The 12,869-nt window shown below is 59.2% G+C and carries 8 protein-coding genes; 4 read left to right on the forward strand and 4 right to left on the reverse strand.

Going from position 1 to position 12,869, the window contains the following annotated elements; all coding sequences use genetic code 11:
* The first annotated feature begins 487 nt into the window (after positions 1–487).
* Positions 488–1,231 (forward strand): SDR family NAD(P)-dependent oxidoreductase, encoded by a 744-nt coding sequence (locus XH91_RS36835; protein ID WP_128929994.1) that lies wholly within the window; start codon positions 488–490, stop codon positions 1,229–1,231.
* 233 nt (positions 1,232–1,464) lie between these two features.
* Here XH91_RS36835 and XH91_RS36840 read toward each other — a convergent pair whose 3' ends face one another.
* From XH91_RS36840 to XH91_RS36855, 4 genes are all read right to left on the reverse strand, one after another.
* Entirely contained in the window at positions 1,465–2,421 is a 957-nt protein-coding gene (locus XH91_RS36840; protein WP_164933584.1) for a fumarylacetoacetate hydrolase family protein, read from the reverse strand.
* A gap of 458 nt (positions 2,422–2,879) precedes the next feature.
* Positions 2,880–3,884, reverse strand: a complete 1,005-nt coding sequence (locus XH91_RS36845) for an IclR family transcriptional regulator (RefSeq protein WP_128929996.1) — start codon at positions 3,882–3,884, stop codon at positions 2,880–2,882.
* Positions 3,885–4,196: 312 nt separating this feature from the next.
* The gene (gene nhaA / locus XH91_RS36850; protein ID WP_128929997.1) at positions 4,197–5,537 is read right to left on the reverse strand and encodes a Na+/H+ antiporter NhaA; all 1,341 of its coding nucleotides are present in this window, start codon (positions 5,535–5,537) and stop codon (positions 4,197–4,199) included.
* Positions 5,538–5,703: 166 nt separating this feature from the next.
* Positions 5,704–6,351: a PadR family transcriptional regulator gene (locus XH91_RS36855; protein ID WP_128929998.1), complete on the reverse strand. Its 648-nt coding sequence runs from the start codon at positions 6,349–6,351 to the stop codon at positions 5,704–5,706.
* Positions 6,352–6,791: 440 nt separating this feature from the next.
* On the opposite strand from XH91_RS36855, the gene XH91_RS36860 reads away from it, so the two are divergent.
* From XH91_RS36860 to XH91_RS36870, 3 genes are read left to right on the forward strand one after another with little or no spacing between them, the layout of a single operon-like run.
* Complete coding sequence (locus XH91_RS36860) at positions 6,792–8,474, forward strand: FAD-dependent oxidoreductase (RefSeq protein WP_164933585.1); 1,683 nt, start codon at positions 6,792–6,794, stop codon at positions 8,472–8,474.
* Positions 8,471–9,352, forward strand: a complete 882-nt coding sequence (locus tag XH91_RS36865) for an SDR family oxidoreductase (protein WP_128930000.1) — start codon at positions 8,471–8,473, stop codon at positions 9,350–9,352. Before XH91_RS36860 ends, XH91_RS36865 begins: the two co-directional genes overlap by 4 nt.
* 51 nt (positions 9,353–9,403) lie before the next feature.
* Positions 9,404–12,859 (forward strand): indolepyruvate ferredoxin oxidoreductase family protein, encoded by a 3,456-nt coding sequence (locus XH91_RS36870; RefSeq protein WP_164933586.1) that lies wholly within the window; start codon positions 9,404–9,406, stop codon positions 12,857–12,859.
* Positions 12,860–12,869 lie beyond the last annotated feature (10 nt).

The raw sequence follows: 12,869 nt of genomic DNA on the forward strand, positions 1-12,869 counted from the left end.
TCCCGTAGTTGGACATCTGTGACCGATATCCTTTATTCGCAGGTTAAGCTCACCAGTCGTCGAACCGACCAGAGCGCTGCGGGTTAAGGCGAGCTTTCCGGGCTACTCACTGCCCGGTCAATCATCGACCTACGTCGCGCTGCCGCCTTGTCATTTTGGTAAACGTGTTTCCTATTCTGTCGTTTGTCAAGCAGCGCCCAGTCCTGGCGGCAAACCCCAAGCCAAACTCTTTCCGTCGCACAAGTATGCGGCGCAGTATTGTCCTATTCCGCTAGTCGCACCGATTGTAAGTTCCGGCGATACCCTCAAGCCCTGCGGCATGCATACGCCCGCCGCTACACAACTTTTGCTGACCTATGAAACAGCTGATCTCTCCTGTTCGGTGCAGCTTTCCACTATGCGGGGCCGTTCAAAGCGCACCGCCGCCACATAGCAGTGCGACGTGCACCAATCGATGCGACCCTGCTGCGAGCGAGGTTAAACAATAATGGCTGGCCGTCTGGCTGGACGTCACATTTTGATCTCGGGCGGCGGAAGCGGAATCGGCCATGCCACCGCCATGCGATGCGCCGAGGAAGGAGCGGTGGTGACTGTTGTCGGACGGCGGCTCGATTGCTTGAAAGAGGTCGCCAGGTTGACGCGAGGACACGCTATTGCGGCGGATCTTACCGACGAGGCGCAAGCATTTGCCGCGGTGAACGACGCCGCGGCCCTTATGGGCTGTCTCGATGGTATCATCAATTGCGTCGGCAATGCCGAGGCCGCTGTTCTAGAAGATATCGACTTAGCTCGTTGGGACGCGAGTCTTCGCACCAACCTTACGTCTCACTACCTGGTCTGCAGAGCAGCATTGCCACATCTTCGAAAGACTCGAGCAGCAGCCATCGTCAACGTGTCGGCACTGGCAGGTATACGACCCGGTGTAAGCAGCGCGGCGTACGGAGCCGCAAAGGCCGGCGTCATCCAATTTACCAAGACACTTGCTGCCCAGTTGGCGCCCGATATACGAGTGAACTGCGTCTGCCCGGGGGCCGTCGATACTGAGATGATGGACCGATTTTTGGCCGGAAAGTCAGCCTCGCAACAAGACGCTTTTCTGGCGAGGTACGCGCTGAGGCGGCTGGCAATTCCCCTAGAAATAGCAAATCTCTTGCTGTTCCTGGTCAGTTCGGAGGCTCAGTACATCACAGGCAGCAACTATGTCTGCGACGGAGGTCGGGCCTATCAGTGATAGGGAGGTCCTACCGAACGGAACTTGTCACCTGTCCAGTCGACACTGGATCATGACGGCTAGGCTAAGGCTGGCACGCTTGGATAAGGCGACCAGCCTAATTTGCAGATGAGATCGGGCCTAGACAGGCCCGCGATGGCTCGGTGTCGACAGAGCAGGCATGGCGCGCTGCCAAGCCCGCTCAGCCCTTTTGAAAGATCTGACAGTGCGAACCGCGGGTCGGACCGCTTGAACTAGGTCGGCAGCCGCGAATTCGCGGGGACGATCCGCGGCGGCCCCAGAGCGCCACGCTGGGTGCGCGGCTTCTTCACGAAGTCTGCAAACTCGGCATCGACGCCGTATGGCCAGCTGCGCTTGAGAGGGTCCTCCACTAACGTCGTCAGCCGACCGAGCCCCGTTATTTCCTGAACGATGGTATCGCCATGCTGCATCGGACCTAAACCCTGACGGTTGCAGCCTGTCGCGATTATATCGCCTGGGAAGAACGTATTGAACATCGAGGCCTTGTGAATGAGCGCCGGGATTCGATGGGCCATGTCACTTGTGTGGTAGTCCTGCCGTAGCTCGCCGTTGGCCCAAAGCCGGACCTGCAGATCGTGAGGGTCCCGCACTTCATCCTTTGTCACGACCAAGGGACCAAGAGGCGCAAACGTATCCCAATTCTTTTGCGTGAAAAATGACATCTGACCGTTCGACAATATGCCGCGTGCGGACCCGTCTTGAACGATCGTGTATCCAAAAACATAATCCAACGCTTCGCTCTCCGAGACGTCCTTGCAGGTCTTGCCTATGACCACGCCTAGTTCCAATTCGTGATGGACGATGGTCACTTCGACCTTAGGAAGAATCATTGTGTCGCCATCGCCAATGATCGCAGATGGCGATTTGTGAAAGAACTCAAGATCGCTGATATTGCCTTCGATCCCCTCTTTATAGTTCGCTGCGGCGCACAGAATTTTAGATGGTCGCGGCAGCGGCGCTCTCAGCCGCACTTCGGAGACTGGGCGGCCCTTCGTGCGCGACACGTAATCCTCCAAGAGCGGCCGGTAGGTCGCCCAGTTAGTCATCAGACCTTCCATCAGGTATTGAGGCCCGCATTTCGCGAGCGCGGAAACCGGCTTTGTGATGTCGACAATTTCATTCTCTTTGATTGCCCCGGGTATGAACTCGTTGAACAAAGCTAGTTTCATCGAAGTACTCCTCGCATCCCGCTGAAAGCCGCCGCCTAAGGTGCATAAACCAAGGCGCATCCGACGCTGCACGTCGCGACCGACGCAATGTCACTAGGCGTCAAACCCACCAATCAAAATAGTATGGAATTTTGCAAGCGCTGGAACAGCGCAATTTTTTACTCGAATTGCACAGCGAAGCACCGAATACTCTGATGTAAAGCATGGCAGGTCGGGGCTTGCATGACGGTAAGGAGAGCGGCCTCGGAAAGGCGACCGGACCGTAGCTCGCGGCCAAGTCTCTGACGGGAGGGGAGTGAAGGAGCGAGCCCGCCACCTGCGCTCGGCTTCACCTCGTCTGCGGCCATTGGCTTCCATGACCGAATGTGGACGCTGCGGCGCGGCGTGTCGAGCGGCAAGCCAATGATTGGACTTCCACAACATTCGTCCAACTGCTGGCTCTTGCGAGACCAATGCTCCTAAGTTGGCGGCTCGGCTAGGCCGCCCAGGCGCCGCGAAGCTGCTTGCGCGGCGGCGCGGAGCTTCTTTTGAAGTGCAGGTTCGCTATTGATGGACGAACCATGGACTGACCCAAAAAACGTGAGGGCCATTGGCACACGGCCGCGATGATCGAAAATCGGCGCTGCTGTGGTTTCCAATCCTAGTCTGATGACTGTGGGAAATACGGGGTCGAGCAGACCATTGCGTTGCTGCGATGGAACCGATGCTGAGAGACCGAACTCGCGAACCGCCGCACACATGCGCGTCACGTCCTGGCGCCGAATCTGCTGTTCGGGGTTCTCGCGATTCCACACGGCAAGCTCTTGCTTCACCAGCGGGGCAATTTCCCCTCCCTCGCGATAGGCCATGAGCACGCGCCCGGTTGCCGACCATAAGAGCGGGAGCACGCGGCCTTCGTCGATCCGGAAATGATAGCCCAAGCGTCCGGATTGCCAACGCACCACCGTCGGACCAAATGAGCCCCAAACGGAGAGATGTCCGTCAAAGCCGGTCTCCTCACTGAAGGCGACGAGCGCATCCACGCCGATCCGAATGTGATCCAATTGACCGAGGGCAACCAATCCTAATTCGACAACGGCTTGCCCCAAAGCGTAATGGCCTGATCTGACGTCCTGCTCCATAAAGCCCGCCGCGAGCAGGCTTGACAAATACCTATGAGCCCGGCTCGGGCTGAGTCCGCTGACGGTGGCAACATCCTTAAGCGGAAGCGGCCGGCGCTCCTTCGCGATCGCCTGTAGCATTGATAGACCAACGAGCATGGCACGGATGCCGTTGCCGGCCTCTTCCCCGTCCTCCCGTTCACGCAGCGGCATTCCCTTTGACCGGAGCCTGCCGCCAGCTGGAAGGCCCTTAGCTTTTTTCGGATCCGAGCGGAGGTTCTTTTTTCGGGCCATGTCTTTGATAGCGGTGGCTGCGCCGTGGTTCGGATCAAGATCGTTATTCGGTTCCGTGCCGTGCTTCAAGCGGCGGTCGGTTGAGACTTGGGGAGCGAGTGGCTAAAAGCCCGAGAGAAACTAACCGGCCGCTGGGCTGTTTCAAGCGCCAGGCACAACTGGGCAGCCTATCAAGATTACTGCCGGCTGAATGGCCGTGTGAGAGCGCAAACTTTGGTAGCTCCTCTGCTGGAGTAGCCGATCTGGAAGCGCAAAAGAGCCGATGTCGCCCTGCGCGGTGGCAGGTTTTGCTAGGCTACGTCGGATCAACAAACCGGACCGATGATCGTGACAGCGACGATATCGCGGGCCGTGCCGAGCCTGGAAGGACACGAACCGACGTCACGAACGTCGCACGTAGAAGGCGCCCCAGCCAAGGCCGAGCGTCACGGCTATGGCCGAGCCCAACAACACGCCCAATTTTGCTGCCCTTAAAAAACCTTCACTGGAGAAGGCCAGCATCGAGATGAAGATGGACATGGTGAAGCCGATGCCCGCTAGCAGTCCGACGAGAAAGACGCCGCCCCAAGAAACCCCGGGAGCAAGGCAGCAGAACCCCGATCGTACGGCGATCCAGGCCGCTCCGAAAATGCCAAGCGGCTTTCCCACTATCAAAGCAAGTGCGGTGCCCATCGTCACCAGCAGGCCGGCAGCGGGTAGATCCGCGCCCTTTATGCTGACCCCCGAATTCGCCAGCGCAAACATTGGCATCACTCCGTAAGCTACCCACGGATGAAGTACCATCTGCACGCGCGACGCGGGCGGCAAAATCTCACGGTGAGCTATGCGAAGGTCGCGCAACGGCTGCTGCAACAAATGCAGATCTCCTGTTTTCATCGCATCGCCAGTTTTCAACTGTCCGAGCGCTTGCGACGCCACCTCCAGCGGAGGTTCTCGCATCGCTATGGGGCGAGCCGGAGTCATCAACCCGAGCACCACTCCAGCAAGTGTTGGGTGGACCCCGGCAACGAACAATCCGACCCAAACCAACAAACCTGGCACCACATATGGCGATGCCGCACCGATCCCCATCCGCTGGAATCCCAAGACCCCGAGAACGCCAACGGCTGCGATAGCAAGGCCGCCTAATTGCAGAGTTTCGGTGTAAAAGACGGCGATGATCAAAATCGCAATGATGTCGTCGATGATCGCTAGAGCGAGTAGGAACACTCGCACATTGACCGGGATTCTTCGTCCAAGCAGGGCGAGGACGCCAACAGCAAAGGCGATGTCCGTCGCGGTCGGCACGGCCCAGCCGTGTCCCCGAGCAGCATCATTGTTGAGGCTTAGATAGATAAGCGCGGGAACGAGGACGCCACCGGCCGAAGCAATCAGCGGCAGAACGGCCTGGTCAAAGCGGCTCAGTGCGCCCTCATGAACCTCCCGCCGAATCTCCATGCCCACAACAAGGAAGAAGACGGTCATCAATGCGTCATTCACCCAGAAATGCAGCGACTGGGAAAAGACGTACTCACCAAGGCCAATGGTGACAGGGAGAGTCCAAAAGAGGTGGTAACTCGGGGCCGCGGTCGAATTCGCCCAGATCAAGGCCGCGGCTGCTGCAACGAGAAGCACCGCGCCGCTTACTGCCTCAATATGCAGAAATCGGTTAAGTGTGTTCGCAGCCTGTTCTGCCAATCGCTGAGCTGTCGGAAGATCGCCGAATTTAGGATCGTGGTTCATAGGCGCAGATCGTCCGCGTGGCGGCCCGACCATCGCGTTACCTGACGCCGCCCCAATGCAGCGAACACCCATGCGTCCCTATACAGGGTAATGGTGGCAATTCAACGTCGGGACGAGACCCTGGAACAAGGGCCAGCGGCAGATGGCTGTAAACTGCCGAGGGTCTTCATTTTGACTGTGCTCTAGATGCCTTGGCTGGCTCAGTGGCGCGCGACAATTCGCCGGCCAATTTTCGATAGGCTTCCATAGCCGTCAGCTTCAGGTCGCGCGAGAGTCGAATGGCAGATAGCAGGCAGAATTGGCGATGATTGCTCTGTGCCGGCTCCGGCAAACGGAAACGATCAACAAAATCGACCAAGTGTAGGTTGATGGCCGCTATCTCTCCTTCAACGAGCTCGATTTGCCGGTTGAGCACGGCCACAGCTTCACTGGGCGGAAGCAACCGCAATGCCGCCATCTTTACGCTGAACTCGTCCCGGACAGGCACATGGGTCGGACCTTTTCTCGCCCACTCCTTGAGAGCTTCGAGGCCGCGCTCCGTAACCTCGTAGACCTTCTTGTCCGGTTTGCTTTCCTGCGCAATGTCCTCGAACGTGACATAGCCGTGTTCCGCTAGCAGCTGCAGCGTCGGATAGACTTGGCTGTGCTTGGCCTCCCACATGTAATTGCGCGGGGGGCCCATCAATTGAGTCAGCTCATAACCGGTATGAGGATGGTGGGCCAAGCTCGTCAGAATGACATAACCAAGCGTCGGAATTGCTGGAGGAGTTGCCGCAGGGGCCTTCCGTTTTACGGTCGTCTTCTTCTTCGCCATCGCTAGTTCCAAGCTCGCCTAATCTCCAAGCACAATCACGCTCTTACGGAGCATTCAGTGACCTTGCCCTGACCCTGCATAGTCTGGAGGGCGAGCTTTTACCATCGGCAACATTTGACATATGCACATTCGCCTGTTACTCACATATGTAATATATGACATATGGAGGAAATCGATGCTTCCCGGCGTCGAATGCCCACTAAGCCCCGTTGCGCAGCCGGCGTTCGGGTTATTGCGAGGGCCTCTGAAGAATGAGTGGCATGCCCGCAGAGGGACGTTCCGGAGAGCAGCGCGCCCGGCCAATTCTCAAAAATGCAGGGCAGGGGCATGCCTCTTGGAAAGCCTCGGTCGCTGCCGAAACACCACCTCTAGCGCCGCAGCCCATTGACCGGTGCGGCCAGACGGTCTCCGGCGAGCAGTTCAATTCAGGAGGAATGTCCGTGGAAACGATCGATACGCCCGTCTTGATAGTCGGCGGAGGGCCGGTCGGCTTGTCGCTTGCAATCGATCTCGGTTGGCGCGGTGTCGAAGCGCTGCTCATAGAGCAGGAGCGGCCGACGGCCCGGATGGTTCATCCTCGCATGGACAATGTCGGCATTCGCACTATGGAATTCTGCCGACGCTGGGGAATTGTCGAGGCCATCGAAATGGCCGGGTTTCCTCGCGATCTGCCGGTCAGCATCGTCTATGCGACGGGGGTCCTCGGCCACGAACTGGCGCGCGATGTCTACCCTGATAAAGCGCACGCGGTCCCGCCACCGTTTAGCCCGCAAAAGCACGAGCTATGCCCTCAAAATTTTTTCGACCCCGTACTCCAGAACGCAGCTTCGAGCTACTCGACCAACCAGTTGCTGTATCAGCACCGCCTAGAGGAATTCGAGGACAAGGGCGACCACGTCATCGCTCACGTGCGCCCGCTGCTTGGTGGCGAACCACTATGCGTGCGTGCGCAGTACCTTGCCGCCTGCGATGGGGCAAGCAGCACAGTCGCACAGCGACTCTCGCTTGGTCCGACAAACAGCAAGGTATTGAGTTGTAGCACGAACATCTTCGTTCGGTGTCCGGCTCTGGCGCAGAAGACGCTCGCCCAACGGGCGTATCGGTACGTGTTAGTCGGGCCTGAGGGGGTTTGGGGAAGCTTCGTCAATATAGACGGGCGCGATACCTGGCGGCTTCAACTGCTCGGCGACGAGACCTGGCCCAATTGGAGCGAGGCGCAGATCAACACTTTTGTGCGACGAGGAATCGGAGCCGATGTTGACTACGAGGTGCTCTCTTGGTTGCCGTGGTCCCGTCGTGAGATCACTGCGCCGAAGTTCAGCTCCGGGCGCTGCTTCCTCGTCGGCGATTCGGCCCATCAGCTCTCTCCGACCGGCGGATACGGCATGAATACGGGCATTGCCGAGGCGGTTGATCTGTCATGGAAGATCGCAGCTGTGTTGGAGGGGTGGGGCGGCCCCACACTCCTGGAAAGCTACGACACAGAGCGGCGCCCGATCGCCATGCGCAACGTGTCGCAGGCGTCCGCGAACCTAGCCGCGATGCGCTCGGTTCCTCCAGAGCCGATGCTGCTCGACCAAGGCCCTGCGGGCGAGACGGCGCGGCGCGCAACAGGAGCCTATACCCAGCAGGCCATGCAGCGGGAATGGAGGTCGTTCGGAATTCATCTTGGGGCGGTCTATCGCAATTCGCCGATCGTCGTCGCTGAATCGTTCGAACGAGCCGAGCCCGATGTCGCGAACTTCGTGCAAGTAGCCGAGGCCGGCGGCCGCGCACCTCATGTTTGGCTCTCGCCGGGCCACTCCACGTTAGACTTATTCGGTCGTGGGTTCGTGCTGCTGGAGTTCGCATCGGAGGTGGGTGCTGCTGTGGGCGGTCTGACCCGTGCGGCGCACGCGGTTGGGCTGCCAATCCGTCATCAGCTCATCCCGGAGCCAAACACCATCGCCGTCTACGGGCGCCGCTACGCTTTGGTCCGCCCGGACGGACACATCAGCTGGATTGGGGACGCTATTCCTGAAGAGCCGGCGCGGCTCATTGATCGCATCCGCGGCGCGGGCGGCGTGCAGGGCACGTCGGCATTAAGAACGCTTCCCTTGAGCATGGGCAGCGTGGCCTCATGAGTCTGACCGGCAAAACCCTGTTCATTACCGGCGCAAGCCGAGGCATTGGGCTCGCCATTGCGCTGCGAGCCGCGCAAGACGGCGCCAACGTTGCAATTGCAGCCAAGACTGTCGAGGCGCACCGGCATCTTCCCGGCACGATCTATTCTGCCGCCGAAGCCATCGAGCGAGCTGGGGGCAGGGCGTTGCCGCTGGCCGTCGACGTCCGTGATGAATCCTCCGTCGAGGCCGGCGTTGCCCAAGCGGCAAAGACGTTCGGCGGCATCGACATTTGCATCAATAATGCATCAGCGATCCATCTGGCCGGCACCCTACAAACGGATATCCGGCGCTTCGACTTGATGGCTCAAGTCAACGCACGCGGGACCTTCATCACTACCAAGGCATGCCTTCCGCACCTGATGAAGGCAGCTAATCCGCATGTCTTGATGATATCTCCGCCGCTTGACATGACGCCCAAGTGGTTCGCGCCGCACACCGCCTACACCATGGCGAAGTTCGGCATGAGCATGTGCGTGCTCGGCATGAGCGCGGAATTTGCCGATCGCGGTATTGCTGTCAATGCTCTCTGGCCCCGAACCGCCATTGCGACGGCTGCCATCCAATTTGCATTGCTCGGAGAGAACGGAATGCGTCATTGCCGCAAGCCGGAGAGCATGGCCGACGCAGCCCATGCCATCCTCTCAAAGCCTGCGCGCGCCTTCACGGGCAACTTTCTGATTGACGACACGGTGCTCTATGACGAGGGGGTGCGCGAGTTTACGCATTATAGCGTGGATCCGGCGCTGCCTTTGATGGGAGACATGTTCGTTCCGGGCGACTTGCCGGCCCCACCCGGCGTGCAGATCAGCTCCGCTATCGATACCGCACGGAGCTAATGCCGGCGTGCCGGAAAGTCTTTTGCGCCAGCGCATCCAATGGAGTTGCGAATGAGTAATTCCTCTATCTCGCTCGATGATCGTTATTCCAAGCGCGGCGGAACAGTTCTCCTCGGCGGAGTGCAGGCGCTCGTCCGCCTGATGCTATTACAGGCCGAGCGAGATCGGATGAATGGCTTGTCGAGCGCGGGTTTCGTCAGCGGTTATCGGGGTTCACCCCTTGGTACGCTCGATGCCGCGTTTGCCTCTGCGAAGCGGCTAACGAGCGACCAAAAGATTGTGGTGCAGCCGGCGGTCAATGAAGAACTCGCGGCCACCGCCGTGGCCGGTACGCAGCAGATCCATCAATCACCCGGCGCCCGGGTCGATGGTGTTTTTGCGTTGTGGTACGGCAAGGGCCCTGGACTGGATCGCGCGGCGGACGCGATTAGGCACGGCAACTCGCAAGGTTCTTCGCCGAACGGCGGGGTGGTCGTCGCCGTGGGTGACGATCATCTGGCAAAATCCTCAACGGTCGCCTGCTACAGCGACGAGACTGTCGCCAGTCTCCTCCTCCCGCTGCTCTACCCGGCTGATCCCGGCGAGATCGTCAGCTATGGACTCCACGGCTTTGCCATGTCGCGGCTGACGGGATCTTGGGTTGCGCTAAAAGTGCTGACGGAAGTGGCCGACAGTACACGCACCGTGCCGGCCGCAGAATTAGGTAATTTGCCCGTTCGGCCCGACGTCACTGTGCCGGACATTGGCCTGCATAACCGCTGGCCTGACTTGCCGCTCGATCAGGAACGGCGGCAGCATGAATTCCGTTTGCCGGCTGCGCTTGCTTATGTCCGGGCAAACGGTCTCGATCGCGTCGCGGTGAGGCCTAAGGACGCGCGGGTCGGTTTCGTCGCGGCCGGCAAATCTTGGAATGATTTGCGCGAAGCACTCGACCTGCTGGGCCTTCACGATTCACGGCTGATCGAGCTCGGGCTGGCTCTCTACAAGCCGGCGATGATCTGGCCGCTAGAGCCTCAGGGCCTCACAGCCTTTGCCGAAGGCCTGCAGGAGCTCGTCATCGTGGAGGAGAAGGCGCCGCTGATCGAGCGCCAAGTAAAGTCTATACTCTACGGCCGGTCACAGGCTCCCTCGGTTTGGGGCAAATGTGGACCGGAGCAACACCCGATGTTTTCTGCAACGGGCGATCTAACGCCCGAGCAGATTGCTGTCCAGATCGCGGCGGTCATCGCAAGGATATCCGGTGATCAGGTCGTAGCAGCACGAGGCGAACGCTTGCGCCGGCACACGAACCAACGCGGATTTGCAGATGTGCCCGCATCCCGGCGTCCATTCTTCTGTTCCGGGTGTCCGCATAACCGGTCGACAGCCGTGCCAGATGGCAGTCGAGCTCTCGCTGGGATTGGCTGCCACGGTTTAGCCGCGCGCAATCGCCCTGACACGTTCAGCTATTCCCAGATGGGCGGCGAGGGAATCCACTGGCTCGGCCTCGCTCCGTTCACCGACGAATCGCATGTGTTTTCGAATATGGGCGATGGCACGTATTTCCATTCAGGCCTGCTCGCAATCCGCCAGGCGGTCTCTGCTAAGCTGAACATCACCTACAAGCTGCTCTACAACAGTGCTGTCGCGATGACAGGCGGTCAAGCAGTCGATGGCGACCTTTCCCTCGAGCGGCTTCTGCGCCAGCTCCGGGCCGAGGGCGTCAGCACAATAATTTTGGTCACCGATGATCTGGCGTCCTATCGTGAGCATGCCGAGGTCCACTCCCTGGCGGGAGAGGTGGTGGATCGCGACGAACTTGATGCCGTACAGCTCAAATTGCGAGCCCAACCGGGTGTAAGCATCATCGTATATGACCAGATGTGTGCTACCGAGCGCCGGCGGAAACGCAAACGTGGCCAACTGAAGGAAACCAGCCGCCGCGTCTTCATCAATCAGCTGGTCTGCGAAGGCTGCGGCGATTGCTCGATCAAGTCAAACTGCCTATCCGTGGAGCCGGTCGACACTCCACTAGGTACGAAGCGAAGAATCAATCAATCGAGCTGCAACACCGATCTCAGTTGCATTCGAGGCTTCTGTCCCAGTTTCGTAACTGTCGAGGGTGCCCGTGTGAACCGCGGGCCAAAACCGCAGCTTACGATCGACCAACCATTGCTGCCCCTGGTGAGCGCTGCGCCGCCGCAACACAGCCGCATTCTTCTTGCCGGCGTAGGTGGGACCGGAATCGTGACGACGAGCGCGGTGCTGGCAATGGCCGGACACCTGGCAGGTCGAGGGGCCGCGGTGCTGGACCAGATCGGAATGGCTCAGAAGGGCGGGGCGGTTACAAGTCACGTTCATCTTGGCGGCCCCATTCATGCTTTGCGGATTCCAGCGGAGCACTGTGACCTTCTCCTGGCTTGCGACCAGATCGTCGGCAATGCATCGGACGTGATGGCATCTCTCAACCGAGGGCGGAGCCGCGTCCTCGCCAATGCTGACGTGTCCATCACTGGAGATTTCGTCACTAATCGTCAGGCCGTCGTGAATTCGAGTTTGCTGACGAGACGGCTGAGCACACAAGTTGAACCGGAACATTTCGCGGTGTTTCCCTTCACGGCTTTGGCACAATCTTTGTTCGGCGATTCGATCGCCGCCAATTTCATGATGATCGGGTGCGCTTATCAGAAAGGCTGGCTTGGCCTTAACCTTGAGGACCTCCACCAGGCGATCGAACTCAATGGCGCCGCCAAGGAGGCAAATCTCGCTGCGCTTGAGTGGGGGCGTCGGTTAGCTTCCGACCCTCAATTCGTCTTTGTTGCAGCAGGCCTGGCCGAAAAGACTGAGCAGCGCACCCCTGAGGCGGAGATCCAAGATCTTACGACATTTCTTCGCAACTATCAGAGCAATGACTACAGCCAGCGTTTCCTTGATGTCATCAACCACATCCGTGAGGCGGAGACTAAGGTTCATACTGGCCATTCGCTAACGCTGGCTGCTGCGCGATCCCTGTTCAAGCTGATGGCCTACAAGGATGAGTACGAGGTTGCCAGACTCTATACGAGCGGAGAGTTCGAGCGGGCAGTCCGATCTCAGTTTGATAGCTTCGCAAAGCTGTCAATCTATCTTGCACCGCCTTTTCTGTCTCGCCGCGACAAGACAACGGGAGAGCCGCGCAAGATCCGGTTCGGAGCTTGGATCTTGCCCGTCTTCAGAATCTTGGCGGCCTTGAAGATCTTGCGCGGAACACCCTTCGACGTCTTCGGAAGGAGCGCCGAGCGCCGCACCGAGCGTGCTCTGATCGCCGAATTCATCGATGCCTTGAACCGCTTACCCCGTCGATTGTCAGCGGCATCGCTTCCACAGGCTGTCGCCATTGCTGAGCTACCGCTCGAGGTGCGTGGCTTCGGCCACGTGAAGCAAAAGGCGATCGAATTGTTCCGGCGGCGCCTTGGGGAGGCGCTCGCAGGTTACGAAAATGCGGCGCCTCACTTGGACGCTAGCGCGCGCACTACGCTAAAGGCATGAAAACCGAGGT

The organism is Bradyrhizobium guangzhouense (assembly GCF_004114955.1).
GTDB classification, from domain to species: Bacteria; Pseudomonadota; Alphaproteobacteria; order Rhizobiales; family Xanthobacteraceae; genus Bradyrhizobium; species Bradyrhizobium guangzhouense.